Origin of the sequence: Halomonas sabkhae (genome assembly GCF_030409265.1) — a bacterium.
GTDB classification, from domain to species: domain Bacteria; phylum Pseudomonadota; class Gammaproteobacteria; order Pseudomonadales; family Halomonadaceae; genus Halomonas; species Halomonas halmophila.
This window is the reverse complement of sequence record NZ_JAUFPM010000023.1, coordinates 17,817-40,735: the sequence shown is the minus strand read 5'-3', so window position 1 is coordinate 40,735 and position 22,919 is coordinate 17,817. Positions and strand designations below refer to the sequence as shown.

Below are 22,919 nucleotides of genomic sequence, written 5' to 3'. Positions count from 1 at the left end.
AAGATACTCCGGGACAGTCCGGACTCACAGAGGCGCGAGGAAACAGCATCCATGTTGAGCGTGACCCCCATCCCAGCCTTGAGCGACAACTATATCTGGCTGCTTCGCCAGGATACGAGCGACAGTGTCTGTGTGGTCGACCCCGGCGACGCAACCACCGTCATCGAGTGGCTCGAGCGCGAAGGGCTCACGCTGAGCACCATACTGATCACGCATCATCATCCCGATCATACCGGAGGCCTCGCCGAGCTGATCAAGCGCTACTCTCCCCGTGTGATCGGCCCGCACAACCCCGCGATCTCTGGCATCGAAGAGCGTGTCGGAGACGGCGACGAGGTCCGTGTCATGGGGCGCCTGTTCGAGGTCCTCGAGGTACCGGGGCATACACTCGACCATATCGCGTTCTTCACCGCCGGCATACCACCCCTGCTGTTCTGTGGCGATGTGCTCTTCAGCGGCGGCTGTGGCCGACTCTTCGAGGGGAGTGCGGAGCAGATGCACCACTCCCTGACGCGCCTGGCCCCGTTGCCGGAAGATGCCCTGGTCTTCGCCGCCCACGAATACACGCTGGCCAACCTGGCCTTCGCCAAGGCGGCCGATCCCGACAACCGGGATGTGCGGGAGGCCGAACAGGAGTGCCTGAGAGCCCGCGAACTGGAACGCCCCACCCTGCCCAGCACCATGGGCCGGGAACGCCGCATCAACCCCTTCCTGCGCTGCGGCGACCCCGCCATACGCAAGGCAGCGGCAGAACACGGGGCTACCGATAGCGACCTGGCGACATTCACGACACTGCGTGCCTGGAAAGATGCCTTCTGAGTTCGCGGCTGCCGAATCGTGCAACGCCATGAACTTCCGCGAGCTTGACTCATTGACCACTGGACGACGGCTTGTCCGCCACACCACCAGGCCACGGTGCCCAGGAGTTCACTGAATGACCCATCATACACTGCGCCAGCGTTTGTATGGATTTGCCGGTTCCTGTGCCTTGATGGGCGCCTTGTTGCCCCCGATGGTCGAGGCGGCCAACCTGTCTGCCGGCCAGGGCCCGCTGGCGGCCTCGTCCGTTCCCACTGAAAGCACTTCCAGCGGACGCCCGCCCGCCGACACCCCCGCCTCGGGGTTCTGGGGCGAACTGGAACTCCACCCCGGTGATGCCTGGCAACGTCTGCGCGCCAATTTTGCCTGGCAGGATCAATGGCGTGCCGATGCCGGGCACGATCGCGTGCAACACTGGATCGATGAATACAGCTCGGGGCCGCGCAACATCGCCGAAATCACCCGTCGCGCGCGCCCCTGGCTGAGCTGGATCATCCAGCAGGTCGAGGCTCGCGGACTGCCCGGCGAAATCGCCCTGGTCCCCTTCGTCGAGAGTTCCTTCGACCCCGAGGCACGGAGCCATCGCGGCGCCTCTGGCCTGTGGCAGATCATGCCGCGCACCGGTGAAGCCCTGGGCTTGAGCCGCACCCGGAGCTGGGATGGCCGCCTTGATGTGGTGCGCTCCACGCAAGCCGCCCTGGATTACATCGAGATGCAGGCCGATCAATGGTACGCGGGCAATGTCGAACTCTCGCTGGCGGCCTACAATGCCGGTGCCGGCACCGTCAATCAGGCACGCCGGGTCGCCCGTGCCCGCGGTCAGTCCGGGGATTACTGGGATCTGGACCTGCCCTCGGAAACCATGGATTACGTGCCCAAGCTGCTGGCCATTGCCGCCATCATTGCCGAGCCCGACCGCTATGGCGTGACGCTGCCCGACATCCATGGGGGGCCAGCCTTTGCCCGAGTCCCGGTAACGCGACGCATCAGCCTGGACGAAGCGGCCAGCCTGGCGGATGTATCCCGTCAGCGACTCGGCCAGCTCAACCCGGGCCTGCGTACCGGTATCGCACACCCGCATCAGGTCGATGACCTGCTGGTGCCTGCCGGCAAGGCCCAGCCCCTGCTTGCCGCCATAGGGACGCCGTCCTCCTCGAGTTCGTCCGGCCAGGACAGCATTCATGTAGTGCAGCGTGGCGAGACATTGTCTTCCATTGCCTCGGCGCATTCCGTGGCGATGAATGACCTGGCGCGCTGGAACGGGCTCGAACACCCGGATACTTTACAACCCGGGCAGCAACTGACACTTTCCGATAGATGACAATGGCGCATCGCCTTCGCGCCAGCTTGATCCCGGAAAGGACCATCTCATGAGTCGACTGCTCCTGCCGATGTTCGTGGCCGTGGCCAGCGGGGCCGCCATGGCGGCCGAACCAGCCGATGTCCCGACACGACACGCTCTGGCGTTATACGGTGACCCCGCCCTCGACGAGGGGTTCCAGCATTTTCCCCACGCCAATCCCGATGCTCCCGTCGGTGGCAGCCTGAGTCGTGCCGCCAACGGCAGCAGCTTCGATTCCACCAATCCGTATATCATCCAGGGAACCCCGGCCGCCGGACTCAGCCATACCTACGACACCCTGCTGACCCAGGGTCCCGACGAGCCCTTTACCATGTACGGCCTGCTGGCCTCGGGCATTCGTCTTGATCCGGATCGCCAATGGGTCGAGTTCGACCTTCATCCGGAGGCACGTTTCCATGATGGCACACCGGTGACAGCCGAAGATGTCCTTTTCAGCTTCAATACCCTGGTCGAGCACGGTCGCCCCTTCTATGGCGCCTACTATGCGGATGTCGAGGACGTGCACGCAGTAGATGACGATACCGTGCATTTTGACCTCGCCGACAGCGAATCCCGTGAACTGCCCTTGATTCTCGGCCAGATGCCGGTACTACCAGCCCACTATTGGGAAGATCGTGACTTCACCAGCCCGACCCGCGACGCCCTGCTCGGTTCGGGCCCGTATCGGATCGCCAAGGTCGACCCCGGTCGTCGCATCGTCTATGAACGCGTCGAGGATTACTGGGGCAAGGATCTGCCGGTCAATCGGGGACGCCATAACATCGGCCGCTTGATCTATGACTATTATCGGGATGCTTCCGTGGCCATGGAGGCCTTCAAGGCAGGCAATCTGGACCTGCGCATCGGCGCCACGGCGAGCAACTGGGCGACCGGCTACGACTTCCCCGCCGCCAACCAGGGCTTCGTCGAGCGCCTCGAGATCCCCGATGGCCAGCCCGCCGGCATGCAGGCCTATGTGATGAACCTGCGGCGGGACAAGTTCCAGGATATCCAGCTTCGCGAGGCGTTGAACCTGGCCTTCAACTTCGAGTGGCTCAACAAGAACCTCTTCTACGGGGCCTACGAGCGCACCCACAGCTATTTCGCCAATTCGCAGATGGCGGCCGAAGGGCTGCCCGGCGACGGCGAGCTGGCATTGCTCGAGCCGCATCGCGACGCCCTGCCCGAGCGGGTCTTCGCCGCCCCCCTGCCCATGGAGCGGCCCCAGGATCCGCGCGAGCGCCTCAAGCTGGCCCATGAAAAACTCTCGGCAGCGGGCTACCGCTATCAGGACGGACAACTGCTCAAGCCCGGTGGCGAGCCCCTGCGCATCGAGGTGCTGCTGCATGACAGCCGCTTCGAACGGGTCGTTCAACCCTTGCTGCAGAATCTCGAACGTCTGGGCATCCAGGGCAAGATTCGTGTCGTTGACGTCAACCAGTACCTGAACCGCTTGCGCAACTTCGATTTCGATATCGTGGTAGGCAGCTTTCCCCAATCGGCCAGCCCCGGCAATGAGCAGCGTGAGTACTGGGGCAGCGACTACGCCGATGCACCGCAGAGTCGCAATCTCATCGGCCTGCAAAGCCCGGTCATCGACGAGCTGGTCGACAGCCTGATTGCCGCCGACACGCGCAGCGACCTGGATACGGCCGCCCGTGCCCTGGATCGCGTACTGCGTTGGGGCTTCTATGTAATACCCCAATGGCATCTTCCCGCCACTCGACTGGCTTTCTGGGATAAGCTGGCCTGGCAGGAACCCTTTCCGCAATACAGCCTGGACCTCGACGCCTGGTGGATCGACCCGCAACGTGCACGCGAGGTCGAGGCCCGCCAGAGCGGCGGCTGATACGCCCCTGCTGGAGGAGTTGCCGTGGCCGCCTATACGCTGCGCCGCCTGTTATTGATGATTCCCACCCTGCTGGGAATCCTGTTGCTCAATTTCATCATCGTGCAGGCCGCTCCCGGCGGACCCATCGATCAGATGCTGGCCCGCTTCGAGGGGCTGTCGTCACAGTCCAGCACGCGCCTCGAAAGTGGTGGTGGCGAGGTCGTGCAAGGCGACGAATCGAGGTCCAGTCGCGGCGTACCGGACCAGCTCGTCCAGCGCCTGGAACAGCAGTTCGGCTTCGACGAGCCGGCACCGCAACGCTTTTTCGGCATGCTGGTTGACTACGCCACTTTCGACCTCGGCGAGAGCTTCTTCCGCGGCGAGCCCGTCACGGCCCTGATCCTCGAACGCCTGCCGGTGTCGATCTCCCTGGGGCTCTGGACCACCCTGCTGGTCTACCTGATCTCGATTCCCCTGGGGATCCGCAAGGCACTGGGCCATGGTTCGCGGTTCGATGTCTGGAGCTCGGGCATCGTCATCGTCGGCTATGCCATCCCCGGCTTCCTGTTTGCCATCCTGTTGATCGTGCTCTTCGCGGGCGGCAGCTACTGGGATATCTTCCCGCTGCGTGGCCTGACATCACCGGATTTCGACGAACTCTCCACACTGGGCAAGATCAAGGACTATTTCTGGCATATCAGCCTGCCGGTGCTGGCCTCGGCGATCGGCAGCTTCGCCACGCTGACGATGCTGACCAAGAACAGCTTCCTGGACGAAATTCACAAGCAATACGTACTCACGGCCCGTGCCAAGGGCGCCAGTGATCGCCGCGTGCTGTACGGTCATGTGTTCCGCAATGCCATGCTGATCATCATCGCCGGGTTACCCTCGGCCCTGATCGGCATCTTCTTTACCGGCGCCCTACTGATCGAGGTCATCTTCTCGCTCAATGGCCTGGGCCTGCTCGGCTTCGAGGCCGTCATGCAACGCGACTATCCCGTGATCTTCGGCACCCTTTATCTGTATACGCTGATCGGCCTGGTGCTGAAGCTGGTCTCCGACCTGACCTATGTGTGGGTCGATCCACGCATCGACTTCGAGACGCGGGAGTCCTGATCATGCTGGATGTCATGCGCTCACGCCTGTCTCCCATCAGCCGGCGTCGACTGGCGGTGTTTCGCCACAATCGCCGGGCCCGGGTATCGCTCTGGGTCTTTCTGGCCCTGTTCGTGATCAGCCTGGGGGCCGAGCTGGTCGCCAACGACAAGCCCTTGCTCATGCAGTACCAGGGCGACTGGTATGTCCCGCTTCTGGTCGATTATCCCGACAGCGAGTTCGGCGGCTTTCTGCCCACACCGGCGGATTACCGCGATTCCCATACACGGGACACCATCGAGGCCGATGGCTGGATGCTGTGGGCGCCGATACCCTACTCCTACGATACGCTCGACATGGGGCTCGACCACCCCGCGCCCTCGCCGCCCGATGGCAAACACTGGCTGGGCACGGATGATCAGGGTCGCGACGTGCTGGCCCGCGTCATCTATGGTTTTCGCCTGTCGGTGGTCTTTGCCCTGGTCCTGACCATCGGCTCGCTGGTGCTGGGCGTATTGATCGGCGGCATACAGGGCTATTTCGGCGGCAAGGTCGACCTGATCGGCCAGCGTCTCACCGAGATCTGGTCGGGACTTCCCGTGCTCTTCCTGCTGATCATCCTGGCCAGCATGGTCGAACCCAACCTCTGGTGGCTGCTGGGTATCATGTTGCTGTTTTCCTGGCTGGGACTGGTCGATGTGGTGCGCGCCGAGTTCCTGCGCGCCCGCAACCTGGAGTACGTGCGCGCCGCTCGCGCCATGGGCCTGCCATCGCACCTGATCATGTGGCGCCATGTCCTGCCCAATGCCATGGTCGCCACCCTGACCTTCATTCCCTTTCTGTTCACTGGCGGTATCACCACGCTGACCGCCCTGGACTTTCTCGGCTTCGGCCTGCCGCCCGGCTCGCCCTCCCTGGGTGAACTCGTGGCCCAGGGCAAGAACAACCTCCAGGCACCCTGGCTGGGCATTGCCGCCTTCATGACACTGTCGATCATGCTGTCGCTGCTGGTCTTCATCGGCGAGGGGCTACGTGACGCCTTCGATCCGCGCCACATTCAACATGCCGGCGGCCAGGCCGGCACGAGGACCCCGGACGATGACTGATCAGCCGCTTTTCCAGCTCGACCAGTTGCATATCGCCTTCGACGGCACCGCCGTCGTCGAGGACCTGTCACTGGAAGTCCATCATGGCGAGACGCTGGCACTCGTCGGCGAATCCGGTTCCGGGAAGTCCGTCTCGGCCCTCGGGGCCATGGGGCTCCTGCCCGCCAACGCCGCCATTCGCGGCTCCCGCCGACTCGCCGGGCAGCAACTGGAGGGCCTGACACAGCGCGACTGGCAAGGCATTCGCGGTTCACGGGTCGGGTTCATCTTTCAGGAGCCGATGACCTCGCTCAACCCCCTGCACAATATCGGCAAGCAGATCGGCGAAGTGCTGCGGCTGCACCAGGGACTCACCGGACAATCGGCTCGCAAGCGCGCCCGGGAGCTGCTCGAACGGGTACAGCTGCCCAGAGCGGCCGAACTGCTCGACACCTGGCCGCATCAGCTATCGGGCGGGCAGCGCCAGCGGGTGATGATCGCCATGGCCATCGCCAACCATCCCCGCCTGTTGATCGCCGACGAACCCACGACGGCACTGGATGTCACGGTACAGCAGGAAATCCTGTCGCTTCTCGCCGAACTGCGCGACGAGCACGGCATGGGGATGCTGTTCATCACCCATGACCTCAACCTGGTGCGTCACCATGCCGACCGGGTCTGCGTCATGCATCAGGGCCGCATGCAGGAAAGCGGCGCGGTCCGTGACGTCTTCACCAGACCCCGGAGCGACTATACACGAGCCCTGCTGGATGCCGAGCCAAGCGGCCGACCGGCACCGGTAGCGAGCTCCCGGTTGCTCCTGCAGGCCACAGGGCTCAGCGTCGACTTCCAGCGACCCAAGAAGCTGTTTCAACGGCGCCCTCCACCTTTTGCAGCGCTCCAACCGCTGGATCTACAGGTATCCCCCGGGGAAACCCTGGGCATTGTCGGCGAGTCCGGGTCAGGCAAGAGTACCCTCGCCCAGGCCTTGTTGCGCCTGGTTCCCTCGCAGGGGGAAATCGACTTCGATGGCGTCCGCCTCGACCAACTGGGCCAACGCGACATGCGTCGTCAGCGGCGGCGCTTCCAGGTCGTCTTCCAGGATCCCTTCGGCTCTCTCTCGCCCCGCATGCCGGTCGCCGACATCATCAGCGAAGGCTTGCGGTTTCATCATCCCGAACTGAGCCCGGCGACGGTGGCACAGCGCGTCGCCGCGACCCTCCAGGAAGTCGGCCTGCCCGAGGGCTGTGCCGCGCGCTATCCACATGAATTCTCCGGCGGCCAGCGCCAGCGAATCGCCGTCGCCCGGGCCATCATTATGGAACCCGAGCTGATCGTTCTCGACGAGCCGACATCGGCTCTGGACCGTAGCGTCCAAGCCCAGTTGGTCACGCTGTTGCGTGAGCTGCAGCGCAAGCGCGGCATCAGTTATCTGTTCATCAGTCACGACCTGGCGGTCGTACGTGCCATGGCACATCGCCTGCTGGTACTCAAGGATGGGGTCGTGGTCGAGCACGGCAACTGCCGCGATGTACTGGAGAGCCCGGCCCGCGACTACACCCGTGCTCTGGTTAAAGCCGCCGGGCTCGCCGCCTCATCCGAGTGATGGCGACCCCAAACAGCGGGCCTGCTTCCTGAAGGGACCGGCGCGCCATCCAGCACCTTCCCCGGCGCATGATGAAATCAACGTAGCAGATAGTAGAGGCCCGATAACAAGATAACGGTATAAATTCATAACAAGCTCATAAAGAAAGCACTAAAGCGTTAAAACGGCACAAACGGCTCCGAAGACTGTCCTGCCTATACTGGCTTCCAGAGTCACGCAGGGACATTCCAAATAATGAGCCGCTCAACCGGGTTGCTGGGGCAGTGCATACTGTTCTGGGGTCTTGTCATATTCACGCTGGCGACACAGGCGTCTGACGTGACGCTGTCTGAAGGCTGGCAGTTTCGTTGGGGGGATTCCCCTGTCTCGGCAGATGGCAGCCCGGCCTGGGCGCAAGGTCAGGATCCGAGAGGCTGGCAGGCCATCAACTTTCCCTCCAACCCACCCGGGCGCGACGGCAATCGCCATGCCTGGTTCAAGACGACATTGCCGTCGGAGGGAAGCTGGCGCGACCCTGTGCTGTATATCTACAGTGTCGACCTCCTGCTGGAGGCCTACCTGGAGGGGCAACGCCACTACCGGTTCGGTGAATTCGACGCCGATGGCCAGGGCCATTTCGCCGGCTGGCCATGGCACATGATCGAGCTGCCGCCCGACTTTGCCGGTCAGCCGATGTATTTTCGCGTCTATTCCGACTATACCGATATCGGCCTGTGGGGCGAGATCAAGATCATGGAACGCGCCGAGCTGTTCGGCTATGTGTTGCGCCATTCGGCGATCGACCTCGGCATCAGCATGATCTGCCTGCTCCTCGCTCTACTGACGGGCGTATTTACCACCATCCAGCCCGGCAAACGCCACCAGCTGGCCCCCATCGCCCTGTTTTCGCTGGCCTCGGGCAGCATGATCCTGGCCGAGACGCAAGCCAGTCAGTTACTGATCGACGCCCCCTTGATGTGGAATTATCTGGCCGCCGGTGGTTATTTCCTGCTGCCCGTGGCCCTGGGATTGCTCGTGGAGCAGTGGTACCGGGATACCCGCCTACGACTCATTCGCCGTATCTGGCAGTTGCACCTGGCGTATTGGGTGATCGCCCTGGGTGCAGCCTCGCTTGGCTGGATCAGCCTGGCCATCACCTATCCGGTTTTCGATGGCTTGTTGCTGATGAGCCTGGTGCTGATGGCAGCGATCATCCTGCCACGACTGAAGACTCTCGACGATGAGCAGAAAGCCATTCTGGCCACGCATGGCGTCTTCAGCCTGCTGCTGATAGCGGACATGGCCGTCGCCCATGGTCTGCTTCCCTGGGGACGCGTGCCCGTCAGTGCCGGCGCCCTGGTGTTCTCCATCGTGATCGTGGTGATCTCGCTGTTCGAATACAAGCGGACTCAACAGGAGTTCAAGGCCCTGAACCTGCGGCTGGAGCAAGAGGTGGCGCAGCGCACCGGGGAACTGCAGACATTGATTCGCAGGCTCGAGGTCTATTCCTACACAGACCCCCTGACCGGCCTCTATAACCGTCGCTATTTTACCGACATACTCGAGAAAGCGTCGGCACAGGCCATGCGCCAACAGTCCCCGCTGACACTGGTCATGATCGACATCGATCACTTCAAGCGCATCAATGATCAGTATGGTCACGAGGCGGGAGACTACGTCCTGGTCAACATCGCCAGCCAGCTCAAGCAGCACTTCCGCGAGGCCGATGTCATCTGCCGACTGGGCGGCGAGGAGTTTGCCATCCTGCTGTATCACACGGAGGCCGGCGGCGTTCAGCAGCGTACCGACGAGCTGCTCGACATCCTGTCCGACACCCTGCACGTCCATCAGGGAACCACCATGGGACCCATCACCGTTTCATGCGGCATCGCTTCCTTCCCGCAGCATGTCGATGATCCTCAAGCGCTACTGGGTCTCGCCGACAAGGCCCTCTACAGCGCCAAGCTGGCCGGGCGCGCAAGGTCCCATGTCTACACCTAGAAGAGCGCCACTTCCCCGGCATCGAGCTCTCGCCATTCACCGGGTGCCAGCGCATCGTCCAGTGTCAGCTCGCCCACCGACTGGCGGTGCAGTGCCTCTACATGATTGCCGATGGCGGCGATCATGCGCCGCACCTGATGATAGCGACCTTCGTGGATGGTCAGTCGGACGCGAAACGGATCCAGGCACTCCAGCTCGGCAGGACGGGTCGCCGATGTCTCGCCCTCCAGCCGTATGCCCTCGGCAAAGGCCCGCACAGCGCGTTGCGCCGTGGTTCCCTCGAGTGGCCGGGCCAGGGTCGCTACATACACCTTGGCACACTGGTGCCGAGGCGAGGTGACACGATGTGACCATTGTCCATCATCGCTGATCAGCAACAGCCCGGTAGTGTCGACATCCAGCCGGCCGACCGGCTGCAAGCGCTCGGACTTGGCGACATCCAGCAGGTCCACCGCCCTCGGGTAGAATTCCCGCCGCGACGTGCACTCCACGCCCTGCGGCTTGTGCAGCATGATGTAGCGATTGCCGATCAGCGCCAGCGTTTCACCCAGCCAGGTGACATCATCATTGGGCTGGACATGGCGCGCGGCCTTCTTTTCCAGCTGGCCATTGACGTTTACCTCGCCGCGCAACAACGCCCGCTTGGCCAGGCCACGCGTCAACTCGGTACTCTCGGCCAGAAATCGGTCTAATCGCATGCGTTGCCGACTCCGTCGGTCAGGGTGAAATGGTCGGCATCCATCCAGGATGGAAACTTGTCTCTAAAGGCCTGTAGTTCCTGCAGGGACAGGCAGGCCGTGTGCACGAAGGGCTCATCACGGGGCTCGTCCACCAGGGCCTCGCCCTTGGCATCGAGCAGCATGGAATCACCCGCGTAGCCGAGGCCCTTGGCATCCTCGCCGACCCGGTTGACGCCGATCACCGGACACAGGTTCTCGATCGCTCGTGCCTGCAGCAGGATACGCCAGGCGTGACGACGCGGCGCCGGCCAGTTGGCAACGCACAGCAGCGCATCATACTCGAAGTGTTCGCCGGATGCCGGTTGCTGACGCAGCCACACCGGGAACCTGAGGTCATAGCAGACACTGAGCAGGATCCGGAAGCCCTTGAGCTCGACCACGACACGTTCAGGCCCCATCGCATAACGCTCGTGTTCGCCGGCCATGCGAAACAGATGGCGCTTGTCATAATGGACCAGGCTGCCATCGGGGCGCGCCCAGATCAGGCGATTGAAGCAGGCGTCCCCGGCACTGACCGCCACACTGCCGGTCACTACGCAGCCGCGCTGCTGCGCCTGATCACGCATCCACGCGACAGTCGCGCTGTGGTCCATGGGTTCGGCCATTTCGCGCGAGTTCATGGTGAAACCGGTGGCAAACATTTCGGGCAGAACGATCAGGTCGGTCTGCTCGCCACCGAGATCCCCAAGGGTTTGTTCGAGCATCCGGCAGTTGGCATCGGGATCCTCCCAGCGCAGGTCGCACTGCACCAGGGTCGTTCGCAATTCACTCATACCAGGCTCCCTGATTGGTTCGGGTATGGTCATAGCCTAACTGAGTCACCCAAAGGGCGCAGCCATGGCATGATGCCGGCAGTGGCACTATGATGGAACCGACATTCTTAGGAAGCTTACCATGCCAAGGACTCACTCCGTTTCCCCCGATGCCAGCAAGGGGGTCGGCTTCGGCCTCGCCGCCTACCTGATGTGGGGCTGTTTCCCGCTGTTTTTTGCCCTCTTCGAGGGCATCCCCGCCTATGAGGTGCTCATCCATCGCGTGCTGTGGTCATGTGTCTTTCTCATGGGCCTGGTCACACTGATGCGTCGCTGGTCACCGGTCAGCGCCGCCCTGCGGCACCCCCGGCGTCTGGGGCGCGTTCTGGCCTGTGCGGTTCTCATCGGTGCCAACTGGGGGCTGTACATCTATGCCGTGGAAACCCGCCAGGTACTGCAGGCCAGCCTGGGCTATTTCCTCACGCCATTGATCAACGTCCTGCTGGGCATGTTGGTGCTGCGGGAACGCATGCTGCCCCTCCAGGGCGTCGCTGTGGCGCTGGCCGGCGTGGCCATCGCCATCCAGCTGATGATGCTCGGGGAGGTGCCCTGGATCAGCCTGGCCCTGGCCTTCTCTTTCGGCACCTATGGGCTGCTGCGCAAGCAGGTGCCGCTGGACGGCCTGTCCGGCCTGCTGGTCGAGACACTGCTGCTCATGCCCTTCGGTCTCCTGGCGCTGGCATGGCTCAGCGAACTCGGCATGTCGCACTTCCTCGCCGACCACCGCAGCACCCTGTTGCTGATCGCCAGTGGCGTGATCACCGCCCTGCCCTTGCTGGCCTTTGCCGGCGCGGCACGTCGTCTGCGACTCGGCACCCTGGGCTTTCTCATGTACCTGAACCCGAGCATTCAATTCCTGATCGCCCTGGTAGTGTTCAACGAGCCGCTGACACCGGCGCAGCTGGCCACATTCATGCTGATCTGGTGTGGCCTGGCACTCTACTCATGGACGGCCTGGCAGAATCGGCCACAGGAGTCCTGACGTGGTCAGGAATGCCGGGGCGATTGGGCGCCGGCTGAGATGCCGATTCGCCGGTCGAGCGGTTACCCTCATGGCCTGACCTGATCGCGGAGCCGACATGCAAGCCCCACTGCCACTACCGCTATCGACCCCCAACCGCAACCTGGTGCGCCTGACCATCGTGCGCGGCATTACCTGGACGGGGTTTCTCATCGGCGTCGTCATCGGCATCGCAGTGCTCGACTTCGCCCTGGACATTCCGGCCGTGATTGCCGTGATGACCGGCATGAGCCTGATCAACATCACCACCTGGTGGCGCCTCGGGCGCCCCTGGACGGTCACTCACGGCGAGTACCTGACCCACCTGCTGGCCGACATGGCCGGGTTGACGCTACTGTTCTATCTGATCGGCGGCTCCACCAACCCCTTCATCGGCTACTACCTGGTTCCGGTAACCATCGCCGCCGCCACCCTGCCCTGGCGCCATGCCTGGACGGTGGCATCGGCCGGCATGGCCGGCTACAGCTTCCTGATGTTCTTCTATCACCCGGTACCACAACTGGGCATCCCGCATGCGGAAACCGGACTGAACCTGCACACCCTCGGCATGTGGCTCAACTTCGCCTTGTCGGCGGGCCTCGTGACCTTTTTCATCTACAAGATGGCGCATGCCCTGCGCAACCGGGAACAGTCCCTGTCACGCACACGGGAATCGGCGCTGCGCAACGAACAGGTGCTGGCCGTGGCCACCCAGGCCGCCGGCACCGCCCATGAACTGGGGACCCCCTTGTCGACCATGGCCGTGCTGTTGAGCGAGATGCGCGAGGATGCCGGCGACGACCCACAATTGAACCGCGACATCGAGCTGCTGCGTGAACAGGTGGATACCTGTAAGTCGCGCCTGCGTCACCTGGTCGACAATGCCGACCGGCGGCGCATGGCCGAGGCCGAGGTACGCGATGCCAGGGAGTGGCTGGAGAGCGTGATACAACGCTGGCTGGTGCTGCGCCCCGATGTGGCCTATCGACTGAGCATCGCCGAACGACGTGGCCAGCCACGTATCGCCGTCGACACCACCCTGGAGCAGGCCTTGACCAACCTGCTCAACAATGCGGCCGATGCCAATCCCGATGATATCGTCATCCAGCTGGACTGGAACCCGGACGACGTGGTCATCGATATCCGCGACCATGGCCCCGGTGTGGAACTCGCCATCGCCGATCAACTGGGCGAGACCTTCGTTTCGACCAAGAGCAAGGGGCTCGGCATCGGCCTCTTCCTGACCCACGCCACGATCAACCGCTTCGGCGGCGGCGTGAGCCTGTATAATCACCCGGAAGGCGGAACCCTGACCGAAGTCAGCCTGCCGCGCAGTGATACCACTGTCTAGGCGTCTAGGCGCCGACGAACCCCGACGGCAACAACCCGGCAAGCCAAGCAAGAGGATCACGACACCATGCAACAGACGGCAAACACACGACGTCTGCTCATCGTCGATGACGACGAGATGTTCTGTCAGGTCATGCACCGCGCCATGTCACGACGCGGTTTCGAGGTGTTGGTCGCTCACGATGGCGAAGAGGCCATGAACCTGGCGCGCCAATATCAGCCTGAGCAGGCGACGCTCGATCTGAAGCTGGAACACGAGTCGGGACTCAAGCTGCTGCCGGAAATGCTGGCCCTGATCCCCGAATGTCGCATCATCGTGCTGACCGGGTACTCGAGCATCGCCACCGCCGTCGAGGCCATCAAGCTGGGGGCGGTCAATTACCTGTGCAAGCCGGTCGATGCCGATGAGGTACTCGCCGCGCTATCCCGCGAGCAGGGCGACCCGGCCGCCGAAGTGGCCGAGACGCCCCCCTCCATCAATCGGCTGACCTGGGAGCATATACAGAAGGTACTGCAGGAACACGACGGCAATATCTCGGCCACTGCGCGGGCGCTGGGCATGCATCGACGCACTCTGCAGCGCAAGCTGCAGAAGCGCCCGGTCAGACACTAGACTTTGTCTGAAAACTGTCTGCGCTCGGCTATACGGCGTTAAAAATCAGCTCGCGCGCGAGTCCGATCAAAATGCTCATTTACAACTCGTAAACTCCGCTTTTTCGCTGATTTTTGCCTTGTCTATCCTTAACTCGTCGACTTTTCAGACAAAGCCTAGACGCTGTCACCGCCTACATGTCACTGGGCGCAAAGATGCCCGGGGCGTTGCGCCAGTATCCCTGATAGTCCATGCCGAAGCCGAACACATAGCGATCGGCGACTTCCAGGCCGCAATAGTCGGCCTTGAGTCCTTCGACCGCCTTGCGATCATGCTGCTTGTCGACCAGCACCGCCGTGGAGATGCTCGCCGCTCCGGCTTGCCGGCAATAATCGAGGATCGCCGCCAGGGTCGAGCCCTCATCGAGGATGTCATCGACGATGACCACATGGCGCCCCGCCATGGGCACTTCCGGTGACACCCGCCAGAACAGCTCGCCACCACGGGTTCCCCCTCGGTAGCGCGTGGCGTGGAGGTAGTCGACTTCCAGTGGGAAGCCCAGGCGAGTCAGCAGGTGGCCGGTGGTGATCAGGCCGCCATTCATCACGCAGTAGAATACCGGCAGCCGATCGCCCAGGTCACGGTTCAGCGCATCGGCCATGCGGTCCAGCGCACGCTCGACTTCCGACTGCGAAATCAGGCAGTCGGCACTGTCCATGACAGCTTGCATATCGGAAAGGGACGGGAGGGTATCGGGATCGAGTTTGGACATCGAAAGCTCGTAATAACAGTAACAGGGAGCGTCAGTCGGCAGCCATGGCCTCGAGACGCGCATGGAGACGTCGCCAGCGGGGCAAGGCGCCCAGGGCATCCAGATCCGGCCGGGCTCGACCATAGCGCAGCTTGCCGGTGCGCCGCGATGTCTGCCCCTGGCAGGCCGCCAGGACCTGGAGAGCGGCCTGGCGATCATTGCACACCAGCAGCGTATCGCAGCCGGCATCGAGAGCCTGACGCGCCCGCTCGGCGGGCTCACCGGCGGAGCGGGCACCGCCCATGCTCAGATCATCGGAGAAGATGGTGCCCTTGAAACCCAGCGACTCGCGGAGCATTCCCAGCCAGGCCGGCGAGAAGCCAGCCGGGCGGTGATCGAAATCGGGGTAGACGACATGGGCCGGCATCATGCCATCCAGGCGCCCCGCCAGGTCGCGAAACGGAATCAGGTCGTGGGCTCTCAAGCGCTCCAGGGAGCGCGCATCCTCGGGCAATTCGAGATGAGAATCGGCGGCCACGCCACCATGCCCCGGAAAATGCTTGCCGACCGCCGACATCCCGGCCTCGTGCAGGCCGGCGACAAAGGCGCCGGCCAGTGCGCTGACCACGGCGGGATCGCCACTGAAGCTGCGATCACCGATGACCGAGGAAAGGCCGCTGTCGACATCGAGCACGGGGGCAAAGCTGATGTCCAGGCCGCAACTCGCCATCTCCATGCCCAGCAGCCAGCCGGTATCATGACACAGGCGCTGAGCGACTTCGGGAGCCGCCGCATGCTCGTGTCCCAGGCGCGCCATCGAGGGAAGACGGGTTACCCCCTGGCGCAGGCGCTGCACGCGGCCGCCCTCCTGATCGATGGCCAGCAAGAGGTCGGGGCGCACCTGGCGAATCGAGCGACAGAGCTCGCGCACCTGGAGAGCGTCCTCGACATTGCGGCCGAACAGGATGACGCCGCCGACCGCCGGATGACCAAGCATCTCCCGTTCTTCCTGGAGCAGCCGAGGGCCTTCCAGATCCAGCATCACTGGTCCAAGTGTCTGGGTCATGGTCGCTTCCTGACGAAATAAAGGCCAGATTCTAGACCATCCCACTGCGCGGTGACAGCCCGTGACGTTCAGATCGGCATGGCGGGCGGACAGCAGGCGACTGACCCCGTACAATGCGGCGCATGCCAAGCAAGGAGTTTTTGATGCACACTGCCCTGCCCCCCTGGCTGCTCTGGCTGGTGGCCATGCTGCTGGGCTTGAGCCTCGGCAGCTTCCTCAACGTGGTCATCACGCGTCTGCCCGTGATGCTGATGCGCCAATGGCGCAGTGAAGCGCGCGAGGCGCTGTCTCTCGAGCCGGAGTCACCACAACGCTTCGACCTCATGCATCCGGGGTCGATGTGTCCACAGTGCGAGTCGCCCATCGCCTGGCGGCACAAGCTGCCGCTGATCGGCTGGCTGATGCTGCGTGGCCGCTGCGCCGACTGTCAGGCACGGATCAGTCCCCAGTATCCGCTGGTGGAACTCGCCGGCGGGCTCTTCACCCTGGCCGTTCTGATCCTGCATGGCGTGAGCTGGGAAGCCCTCTTCCTGCTCGGAGCCTGCCTCACCTTGCTGGCACTGGCGGTGATCGATATCCGGCTGCAGTTGCTGCCGGATATCCTGACCCTGCCGCTGCTCTGGGCCGGCCTCCTCCATCACTGGCTGCTGGCACCATGGGCCCTGTCGGATGCCGTGCTCGGCGCCATGCTCGGCTATCTGGTACTCTGGACGTTCCACGGAATCTTCCGCCTGGTTACCGGCAAGCACGGCATGGGCCATGGCGATTTCAAGCTGATGGCCGCCCTGGGTGCCTGGCTGGGCTGGTCGTATCTTCCCCTTCTGCTGCTGGTAGCGGCGGTATGTGGCACCCTCTATGGGCTGGTCGTGCAGGCCCGGGATCCGCAACAACGTGGCCAGGCCATTCCCTTCGGCCCCTGGCTGGCAATGGCTGGCTGGTTGATGCTGCTGGCCGGTGACCCCTTGATGGCGTGGTACCTCCAATGGCTGATCTGACACACCGTTCCCCTGTCATCGGCGTGACCGGCGGCATCGCCTCGGGCAAGTCGACCGTCGCCCAGGCCTTCTCGCGACTCGGCATTCCCTGGGTGGACGCCGACGATGTGGCCAGGGAGATCATGGCCCCGGGGGAACCGGCCCTGGCCGAAATCCGTCAACGCTATGGCCCACGCCTGATCCTCGAGGACGGCTGTCTCGACCGTCGTGCCTTGCGCGAAATCGTCTTCGCCGATGCCGACGAGCGTCACTGGCTGGAATCCATCACGCACCCACGCATTCGGGCCAGACTCAGCGAATGGCTGGAAGCCTTCGACAAGCGGGAGGCGCCCTATGCCCTGCTGATCTCGCCCTTGTTGTTCGAGTCCGGGCAGGATGCGCTGGTCGATCGCTGCCTGGTCATCGATGTACCGGAGTCTGTACAGGTCGAACGCACGGCCAGACGCGACGATGTCGACGAAGCACAGGCAAGGGCCATTGTGGCGGCCCAGATGTCCCGCGAGGAACGACTCGCTCGTGCCGATGATATCCTGCGCAATGATGGCAACACGGACGACCTGGACGCCGAGGTCCGGCGGCTCGACCAGGCATACCGGAACATGCCGGGATTGCCCCGACGTGACTGATGCACCACGCTATTCCACCATTCACCCGACATCGCGACGAGACCCTCATGTCCGACACCTCGACCCACCGACCTCTGGAAGTCGCCTGCCCACAGTGCCGCAACAAGGTCGCCTGGACGGAGGCGAATCCCTACCGCCCCTTCTGCAGCAAGCGCTGCCGACTGCTGGACCTCGGCGCCTGGGCAGAAGAGTCCCACCGCATCGCCGGCGAGCCCGCCATGGATGAAGCGGATATCGACGCCATGCTGGCCCGCGCCGATCGTGATGCACCGGAGTCGTGACCAGGATGATGCAAGCGCCGGAATACCGGCTACTCGCCGAACTCGAGGCCGCCTTCGATCAACTGGTCGAACGAACCCACTGCCTCGTCGATGCATGGCAGCAATCCGGCGCCGCCGCCTGGTCGTTCGATACGCCACACGCCGACGCCGACTGGCTGAAGCGAGCCCTGCTCGACTACTGGTATGAAGATGGCCAGGACGGCCGCAGCACACGACGCTATGTCGGCATCGTCGCCGCCAGTGACGGCGTCATGGCACGGCTACAGGAAGTCAATGTGGCCAAGCGCCATCTGGGCGACCTGATAGCCGAAATACGGCGTGAGGTACCTGGCTTGATCCCCGAGATCAAGGCGGTGCTACCCTTCCGCCAGCCTGCCCTGCATGAACACCTGAGCGGTGCCGGCCTGGCTCGCCTGCACCTCAAGCAATGCTGGCGTGCCATTCCCGCAGCCGACGCCGAGGTCACACGAGTGCGTCTGGCCTGGTACAGCAGTGGCCGCTCGATCAAGCGGATCAGTGTCTACGATGCACAGCGCATGCTGCTGGAACTCGATACCGAGGCCCCGCATGTTCGCCTGCAACTCGAGAAACTGGGCGGACTACCCGACAGCGAGCCCCTGGCGCAGGTGCAACAACAGGCGGCCCTGATGCGAGCCAACCTGTTCTTCAAGGAGCCCCTGGCGGATGGACATGATCGCAAGGCCATGAATATCGCCTTGCCGTTGTTCATTCCCAGTGCCAGCGGTCAGCTGCCGGACATCAATCAGCCACCGGCTACTCCCCCCGTGCAACGCACCCGCGCCAGGCGCAGCGATGCGCGCCTGGAGGATACCGCCTTGCTGCCCAGCATCAGAGTGTATCGCTACTGCGACACTCGATGACGACCACGGGGCATCGGGCGGACCTCAAGCAATCCTGCCGAGCGATTTGAGGGTGGCCAGGAGGTCGCTGACACTGTCGGCCGGCAAAGCGTATTCCTGCATCAGGCTCTCCAGTTGTCGTTTGAATGCCACCTCGCGGTCTTGCTCATCCACCTGTTTAGCAGACTGTGACGCAGCCTGATCGGAAGACCGGGCCGGACTCTCGAGCTGATCGAGGTTGCGCAGGGCTTCGGCGAACGCATCGTCAAGCTCACGAAACTTGCGCAACTTGTCGCGTTCATCATGGGGTTCTCGTGAATTCTGGTATTTCATTCGCTAATAACTGGCTCCAGGTCTAGCCTTGAAGTGAAGTAAAACAGTCTGGGACAGGAGCGTCGCGACTCGACGATCAGTATACGCTCTCTGGCAATCTACAGCATGTCAGCTGCAAGGCCCGGCAACCGAAAACTCGCACATAATGCTCTCAAACGCGCATATTTCGCCAGGCTCCTTGCCTTGCACGCGAATTACCGGCATAAAAGGCCATTATTAATAAGTGCTAATGTACTGTTTTTATATCATGGCACGCATTTACAAGGATCTTTCTCGAATCTTATGGATGATGCAGGCATGACCGCTCACCGATTTCGCGGCTGGTGGCATACAGCCCGGGCCGATACGATCAGCCACGAAATGATGCGGGCGGAAGTATGGTTGCAGGATACCCTGAACAGTTCTGCCGGACTCGAAGAGCTGGCACACCGCATCGGTTACTCGCCTTCCCAGATTCGGCGTCGTTTCCGCGATGTGTTCGGCATCTCGCCCGGTGCCTACCGCGACCGACTGCGCATGGCCAAGGCCGCGCGTCTGCTCGTGCAAACCCCGATGAGCGTCAGGGACGTTTCCAGAGAGTGCAGTTACGGTAACCATTCCGCTTTCACGCGCGCCTTTCAGCGACACCACGGGCTCACGCCGCGCCGCTATCGCCGGCAACGGCAGATCGACCTGCAACTTCAACTTCGACAAGCCCAGTGCCATTTCGTTTACCAGACCGACGAAGTTCCTGCCAGTTATGCGCTCTTGACTCGACTCTACAACACCCCGCTGGCGCTGGACGAACCCAACGACTGGCAACAGCACCTCGCCATTGCCCCCCTGGAGCTCGGCGGGCTCGAACAACACTCACGACTGGCCATTGTGCAGGACCATCAACGCATTGCCTCGCCTGCCCGACTCGACCTGGGAATCCAGACCGAATCCGCGGCCGCCATGGACCTGGCCCTGCCACCGGCCTTCCGCCTGATGTCCTTGCCCAGGCAGCGCATTGCGCGTCTGCATCTCGAGACGGTTCGTCAGCTCGGTGACGCCATGTGTTTCATGAGTTGCCGCAGTTTTTCCGGCGAAGGGGAAGTCCTCAAGGGTGACCCTCTCCAGCTGGTACCGCACTCACAGGGGCTAGAGTTGCGCATACCCCTTCGCGAAAGCGCCTGAAGCTCGACCATCGCGACGCCTGGACCACCCCGGCAAACAATGACCCTGTCTCTCGATGAAGACAGGGCCTTGCCGTACTCAAGTCATGAGCTTTATGGCCGAACGAGCGGCTTGAGCCTTACTCTTCGACGCGAACCAGCCAGGACTCGACTGTCTCGGCGCCGAACTCATCCTTCCAGGCCTTGAGTGTTTTCTGGTTGCCGCCGCGGGTTTCGACCACTTCCCCGGTGTTGGGGTTCTTGTAGATCTTCAGCTTGCGCTTGCGGCGCCCATTGCTGCCTGCCGCGGCGCCTTTCGAGGCGGAGCTGCCGGCATTGCTGGACTTGGGATCGAGCAGCTCGATGACATCCGCTGCACTCTTGCCGAACTCGGCCATCAGGGACTGAAGCTTGTCCTTGAATTCCAGCTCCGCCTTGAGGCGCTCATCATTTTCGAGCTTGTCGAGTTCGGCTTGCAGCTGCTTGAGCTGCTCTTCTTTCTGCATGTAATTGCTGAGCAGTGAGGACATGTTACGAATCCTAGATGGGTATGGGATGCTACGGGACGTGTTGATTTTATCGCGATATCAAGTCGCAAAGCAACTCCGGCTTTAAAGCAACTTCATATTCGAGGTATTAAAGACAGCCTGTTAATTAATAACCTGAAGCAAAATAACACAAAAATAAGCAGAAGCTTAATTAAAACTCGCCTGACTCTTCGTCATAAAGACATATCGAAAAGTTTTGGAAATCGAGACTATTGTCAAACATCATCGGAATGCCGCCCAAAAGAAAACACCGCCCCCGAAAGGGCGGTGTTTTAGGCTCTTGGCTGAACAACGCGATCAGCGTGGTGTTCAGTCCTGACCCATCTGCTGCTTGATGAGGTCACCGATGGTGGTCGGAGCATCTCCGCTCTCGGCATCCTGCTCGCGCAGCTTGCTCATGTTACGACGCGTGTCATCCTGATCCTTGGCCTTGACGGACAGGTTGATCTGACGATTCTTGCGGTCGACGCCGACGATGCGCGCTTCCACGCTGTCGCCTTCATTGAGCACGTTGCGTGCATCCTCGACGCGATCGGCACTGATCTCGGAGGCCTTGAGCACCGCGATGACATCCGTCGCCAGCTCGACGTGAGCTTCCTTGGCGTCAACCTCGACGACGCGACCGGACACGATGGAGCCCTTGTCATTGACGGCCAGGAACTCGGCGACCGGGTCGGTGTCCAGCTGCTTGATGCCCAGCGAGATGCGCTCGCGCTCGGGATCAATGGACAGGATGACGGCTTCCGCTTCATCGCCTTTCTTGAAGTTGCGCACGGCTTCTTCGCCGGTGTCTGTCCAGGAAATGTCGGACAGGTGCACCAGGCCATCGATGCCGCCTTCGAGACCGATGAAGATACCGAAGTCGGTGATCGACTTGATGGTACCGGAAACACGGTCGCCCTTGTTGTACTGGGCGTTGAAGGTTTCCCAGGGATTCGCAGTGCACTGCTTGATACCCAGGGAGATACGACGACGCTCTTCGTCGATATCCAGCACCATGACGTCCACATCGTCGCCGACCTGAACAACCTTGGACGGATGGATGTTCTTGTTGGTCCAGTCCATTTCGGAAACGTGGACCAGGCCTTCGACACCCTCTTCCAGCTCGGCAAAGCAGCCATAGTCGGTAAGATTGGTGACGGTCGCATGCACCTTGGTGCCTTCCGGATAACGCTCCTTGATACGCACCCAGGGATCCTCGCCCAGCTGCTTCAGGCCGAGGGAGACACGATTGCGCTCGCGATCGAACTTCAGCACCTTGACATTGACTTCGTCGCCGACGGAGACGATCTCGCTCGGATGCTTGATGCGCTTCCAGGCCATGTCGGTGATGTGCAACAGGCCATCAACGCCACCCAGATCGACGAAGGCACCGTAATCGGTCAGGTTCTTGACGATACCGATGATCTGCTGACCTTCCTGCAGGGTCGCCAGCAGGGCCTCACGCTCGGCGCTGTTTTCCGCTTCGAGCACGGCACGGCGAGACACCACCACGTTGTTGCGCTTCGGGTCGAGCTTGATGACCTTGAAGTCCAGCTCCTTGTGCTCGAGGTGCGTGGTGTCGCGCACCGGGCGCACATCGACGAGGGAACCCGGCAGGAAGGCGCGGATGGAATCCACGTCGACGGTGAAACCGCCCTTGACCTTGCCGTTGATCACGCCTTTGACGATCTCTTCCTTTTCGAAGGCTGCTTCCAGAACCTTCCACGCCTCGGCGCGTTTCGCTTTCTCGCGAGACAGGCGGGTCTCGCCGAAACCGTCCTCGACGGCTTCCAGAGCGACGTGAACCTCGTCGCCAATGGCGATGGTCAGTTCGCCATTCTCGTCGCGGAACTGGGCCGCGGGGATCTGACCTTCGGATTTCAGACCGGCATTGACGGTGACCCAGTCACCTTCGATGTCGACAACAGCAGCCGGGACGATGGCGCCCGGCTCCATGTTGATGTCCTGGAGAGACTGTTCAAACAGTTCAGCAAAGCTTTCGCTCATGATGTTCCTACGTGATCAACGTGAATGCGACCGGAGTCGCTTCCTCCGCACCACCAGCGAGTGCGGGCCATTTCAGACTACC

The 22,919-nt window shown here is 62.3% G+C and carries 22 protein-coding genes; 15 read left to right on the top strand and 7 right to left on the bottom strand.

Features of this window, described 5'->3' with window-relative positions:
* Nucleotides 1-51 precede the first annotated feature (51 nt).
* The 7 genes from gloB (at nt 52) to QWY79_RS13940 (ending at nt 9,758) form a co-directional block, all read left to right on the top strand.
* Entirely contained in the window at nt 52-819 is a 768-nt protein-coding gene (gene gloB / locus QWY79_RS13970) for a hydroxyacylglutathione hydrolase (RefSeq protein ID WP_290274024.1), read from the top strand.
* Nucleotides 820-934: 115 nt separating this feature from the next.
* On the top strand, nt 935-2,140 hold the full coding sequence (locus QWY79_RS13965; RefSeq protein WP_290274022.1) for a transglycosylase SLT domain-containing protein: 1,206 nt from the start codon (nt 935-937) through the stop codon (nt 2,138-2,140).
* 49 nt (nt 2,141-2,189) lie between these two features.
* On the top strand, nt 2,190-4,010 hold the full coding sequence (locus QWY79_RS13960; protein ID WP_290274019.1) for an extracellular solute-binding protein: 1,821 nt from the start codon (nt 2,190-2,192) through the stop codon (nt 4,008-4,010).
* Between the two features lie 24 nt (nt 4,011-4,034).
* On the top strand, nt 4,035-5,108 hold the full coding sequence (locus QWY79_RS13955) for a microcin C ABC transporter permease YejB (protein ID WP_290274016.1): 1,074 nt from the start codon (nt 4,035-4,037) through the stop codon (nt 5,106-5,108).
* Nucleotides 5,109-5,110: 2 nt separating this feature from the next.
* The gene (locus QWY79_RS13950) at nt 5,111-6,193 is read left to right on the top strand and encodes an ABC transporter permease (protein ID WP_290274012.1); all 1,083 of its coding nucleotides are present in this window, start codon (nt 5,111-5,113) and stop codon (nt 6,191-6,193) included.
* Entirely contained in the window at nt 6,186-7,778 is a 1,593-nt protein-coding gene (locus QWY79_RS13945; RefSeq protein WP_290274008.1) for an ABC transporter ATP-binding protein, read from the top strand. The genes QWY79_RS13950 and QWY79_RS13945 overlap by 8 nt, the downstream gene beginning before the upstream one ends.
* 234 nt (nt 7,779-8,012) lie before the next feature.
* A complete protein-coding gene (locus QWY79_RS13940; RefSeq protein WP_290274005.1) occupies nt 8,013-9,758 on the top strand; it encodes a GGDEF domain-containing protein in 1,746 nt (581 codons plus the stop codon).
* On the opposite strand, the gene QWY79_RS13935 is transcribed toward QWY79_RS13940, so the two are convergent.
* Both QWY79_RS13935 and QWY79_RS13930 read right to left on the bottom strand, forming a co-directional pair.
* Nucleotides 9,755-10,456: a pseudouridine synthase gene (locus tag QWY79_RS13935; protein ID WP_141319380.1), complete on the bottom strand. Its 702-nt coding sequence runs from the start codon at nt 10,454-10,456 to the stop codon at nt 9,755-9,757. The genes QWY79_RS13940 and QWY79_RS13935 overlap by 4 nt on opposite strands.
* The gene (locus QWY79_RS13930; protein ID WP_290273998.1) at nt 10,447-11,271 is read right to left on the bottom strand and encodes an amidohydrolase; all 825 of its coding nucleotides are present in this window, start codon (nt 11,269-11,271) and stop codon (nt 10,447-10,449) included. The genes QWY79_RS13935 and QWY79_RS13930 overlap by 10 nt, the downstream gene beginning before the upstream one ends.
* A gap of 121 nt (nt 11,272-11,392) precedes the next feature.
* Between QWY79_RS13930 and rarD the strand changes: the two genes are divergently transcribed.
* The 3 genes from rarD (at nt 11,393) to QWY79_RS13915 (ending at nt 14,273) form a co-directional block, all read left to right on the top strand.
* A complete protein-coding gene (rarD, locus tag QWY79_RS13925; protein ID WP_290273995.1) occupies nt 11,393-12,292 on the top strand; it encodes an EamA family transporter RarD in 900 nt (299 codons plus the stop codon).
* Between the two features lie 97 nt (nt 12,293-12,389).
* Nucleotides 12,390-13,661, top strand: coding sequence for an ATP-binding protein (locus QWY79_RS13920; protein ID WP_290273993.1), 1,272 nt, complete (start codon nt 12,390-12,392; stop codon nt 13,659-13,661).
* 66 nt (nt 13,662-13,727) lie between these two features.
* Nucleotides 13,728-14,273 (top strand): response regulator transcription factor, encoded by a 546-nt coding sequence (locus QWY79_RS13915; protein WP_290273990.1) that lies wholly within the window; start codon nt 13,728-13,730, stop codon nt 14,271-14,273.
* A gap of 172 nt (nt 14,274-14,445) precedes the next feature.
* On the opposite strand, the gene QWY79_RS13910 is transcribed toward QWY79_RS13915, so the two are convergent.
* Both QWY79_RS13910 and nagZ read right to left on the bottom strand, forming a co-directional pair.
* Nucleotides 14,446-15,024: a hypoxanthine-guanine phosphoribosyltransferase gene (locus QWY79_RS13910; protein WP_290273987.1), complete on the bottom strand. Its 579-nt coding sequence runs from the start codon at nt 15,022-15,024 to the stop codon at nt 14,446-14,448.
* Between the two features lie 31 nt (nt 15,025-15,055).
* Nucleotides 15,056-16,069 (bottom strand): beta-N-acetylhexosaminidase, encoded by a 1,014-nt coding sequence (gene nagZ, locus QWY79_RS13905; RefSeq protein WP_290273982.1) that lies wholly within the window; start codon nt 16,067-16,069, stop codon nt 15,056-15,058.
* Nucleotides 16,070-16,212: 143 nt separating this feature from the next.
* On the opposite strand from nagZ, the gene QWY79_RS13900 reads away from it, so the two are divergent.
* Genes QWY79_RS13900 through QWY79_RS13885 form a run of 4 tightly spaced genes read left to right on the top strand, consistent with a single transcriptional unit; the run spans nt 16,213 to nt 18,852 of the window.
* Nucleotides 16,213-17,064 carry a prepilin peptidase gene (locus QWY79_RS13900; protein ID WP_290273978.1) on the top strand — a complete coding sequence of 284 codons (852 nt, stop codon included), beginning with the start codon at nt 16,213-16,215 and terminating at the stop codon, nt 17,062-17,064.
* On the top strand, nt 17,052-17,690 hold the full coding sequence (gene coaE, locus QWY79_RS13895) for a dephospho-CoA kinase (RefSeq protein ID WP_290273975.1): 639 nt from the start codon (nt 17,052-17,054) through the stop codon (nt 17,688-17,690). Before QWY79_RS13900 ends, coaE begins: the two co-directional genes overlap by 13 nt.
* Nucleotides 17,691-17,737: 47 nt before the next feature.
* A complete protein-coding gene (gene yacG, locus QWY79_RS13890; RefSeq protein WP_290273972.1) occupies nt 17,738-17,971 on the top strand; it encodes a DNA gyrase inhibitor YacG in 234 nt (77 codons plus the stop codon).
* 5 nt (nt 17,972-17,976) lie between these two features.
* Nucleotides 17,977-18,852 carry a DNA replication terminus site-binding protein gene (locus QWY79_RS13885; protein WP_290273967.1) on the top strand — a complete coding sequence of 292 codons (876 nt, stop codon included), beginning with the start codon at nt 17,977-17,979 and terminating at the stop codon, nt 18,850-18,852.
* A 24-nt stretch (nt 18,853-18,876) separates the two neighbouring features.
* On the opposite strand, the gene QWY79_RS13880 is transcribed toward QWY79_RS13885, so the two are convergent.
* Entirely contained in the window at nt 18,877-19,164 is a 288-nt protein-coding gene (locus QWY79_RS13880) for a hypothetical protein (protein WP_290273965.1), read from the bottom strand.
* 297 nt (nt 19,165-19,461) lie between these two features.
* Here QWY79_RS13880 and QWY79_RS13875 point away from each other — a divergent pair, with 297 nt between their 5' ends.
* Complete coding sequence (locus QWY79_RS13875; protein WP_290273962.1) at nt 19,462-20,322, top strand: helix-turn-helix transcriptional regulator; 861 nt, start codon at nt 19,462-19,464, stop codon at nt 20,320-20,322.
* Nucleotides 20,323-20,440: 118 nt separating this feature from the next.
* Here the strand turns inward: QWY79_RS13875 and QWY79_RS13870 are convergent, their stop codons facing one another.
* Nucleotides 20,441-20,830: a histone-like nucleoid-structuring protein, MvaT/MvaU family gene (locus QWY79_RS13870; RefSeq protein WP_290273959.1), complete on the bottom strand. Its 390-nt coding sequence runs from the start codon at nt 20,828-20,830 to the stop codon at nt 20,441-20,443.
* A gap of 327 nt (nt 20,831-21,157) precedes the next feature.
* Nucleotides 21,158-22,837 carry a 30S ribosomal protein S1 gene (gene rpsA / locus QWY79_RS13865; protein ID WP_290273956.1) on the bottom strand — a complete coding sequence of 560 codons (1,680 nt, stop codon included), beginning with the start codon at nt 22,835-22,837 and terminating at the stop codon, nt 21,158-21,160.
* Nucleotides 22,838-22,919: the final 82 nt, after the last annotated feature.

Excerpts from the sequence above, each read along its gene's own strand:
- rpsA (WP_290273956.1), bottom strand. The coding sequence starts at position 22,837 with ATGAGCGAAAGCTTTGCTGAACTGTTTGAACAGTCTCTCCAGGACATC.
- QWY79_RS13945 (WP_290274008.1), top strand. The coding sequence starts at position 6,186 with ATGACTGATCAGCCGCTTTTCCAGCTCGACCAGTTGCATATCGCCTTC.
- coaE (WP_290273975.1), top strand. The coding sequence starts at position 17,052 with ATGGCTGATCTGACACACCGTTCCCCTGTCATCGGCGTGACCGGCGGC.
- QWY79_RS13920 (WP_290273993.1), top strand. The coding sequence starts at position 12,390 with ATGCAAGCCCCACTGCCACTACCGCTATCGACCCCCAACCGCAACCTG.
- rarD (WP_290273995.1), top strand. The coding sequence starts at position 11,393 with ATGCCAAGGACTCACTCCGTTTCCCCCGATGCCAGCAAGGGGGTCGGC.
- QWY79_RS13940 (WP_290274005.1), top strand. The coding sequence starts at position 8,013 with ATGAGCCGCTCAACCGGGTTGCTGGGGCAGTGCATACTGTTCTGGGGT.
- QWY79_RS13930 (WP_290273998.1), bottom strand. The coding sequence starts at position 11,271 with ATGAGTGAATTGCGAACGACCCTGGTGCAGTGCGACCTGCGCTGGGAG.
- QWY79_RS13870 (WP_290273959.1), bottom strand. The coding sequence starts at position 20,830 with ATGTCCTCACTGCTCAGCAATTACATGCAGAAAGAAGAGCAGCTCAAG.
- QWY79_RS13885 (WP_290273967.1), top strand. The coding sequence starts at position 17,977 with ATGATGCAAGCGCCGGAATACCGGCTACTCGCCGAACTCGAGGCCGCC.
- QWY79_RS13950 (WP_290274012.1), top strand. The coding sequence starts at position 5,111 with ATGCTGGATGTCATGCGCTCACGCCTGTCTCCCATCAGCCGGCGTCGA.
- QWY79_RS13915 (WP_290273990.1), top strand. The coding sequence starts at position 13,728 with ATGCAACAGACGGCAAACACACGACGTCTGCTCATCGTCGATGACGAC.
- QWY79_RS13900 (WP_290273978.1), top strand. The coding sequence starts at position 16,213 with ATGCACACTGCCCTGCCCCCCTGGCTGCTCTGGCTGGTGGCCATGCTG.
- QWY79_RS13875 (WP_290273962.1), top strand. The coding sequence starts at position 19,462 with ATGACCGCTCACCGATTTCGCGGCTGGTGGCATACAGCCCGGGCCGAT.
- QWY79_RS13960 (WP_290274019.1), top strand. The coding sequence starts at position 2,190 with ATGAGTCGACTGCTCCTGCCGATGTTCGTGGCCGTGGCCAGCGGGGCC.
- QWY79_RS13965 (WP_290274022.1), top strand. The coding sequence starts at position 935 with ATGACCCATCATACACTGCGCCAGCGTTTGTATGGATTTGCCGGTTCC.
- yacG (WP_290273972.1), top strand. The coding sequence starts at position 17,738 with ATGTCCGACACCTCGACCCACCGACCTCTGGAAGTCGCCTGCCCACAG.
- QWY79_RS13935 (WP_141319380.1), bottom strand. The coding sequence starts at position 10,456 with ATGCGATTAGACCGATTTCTGGCCGAGAGTACCGAGTTGACGCGTGGC.
- QWY79_RS13880 (WP_290273965.1), bottom strand. The coding sequence starts at position 19,164 with ATGAAATACCAGAATTCACGAGAACCCCATGATGAACGCGACAAGTTG.
- gloB (WP_290274024.1), top strand. The coding sequence starts at position 52 with ATGTTGAGCGTGACCCCCATCCCAGCCTTGAGCGACAACTATATCTGG.
- QWY79_RS13910 (WP_290273987.1), bottom strand. The coding sequence starts at position 15,024 with ATGTCCAAACTCGATCCCGATACCCTCCCGTCCCTTTCCGATATGCAA.
- nagZ (WP_290273982.1), bottom strand. The coding sequence starts at position 16,069 with ATGACCCAGACACTTGGACCAGTGATGCTGGATCTGGAAGGCCCTCGG.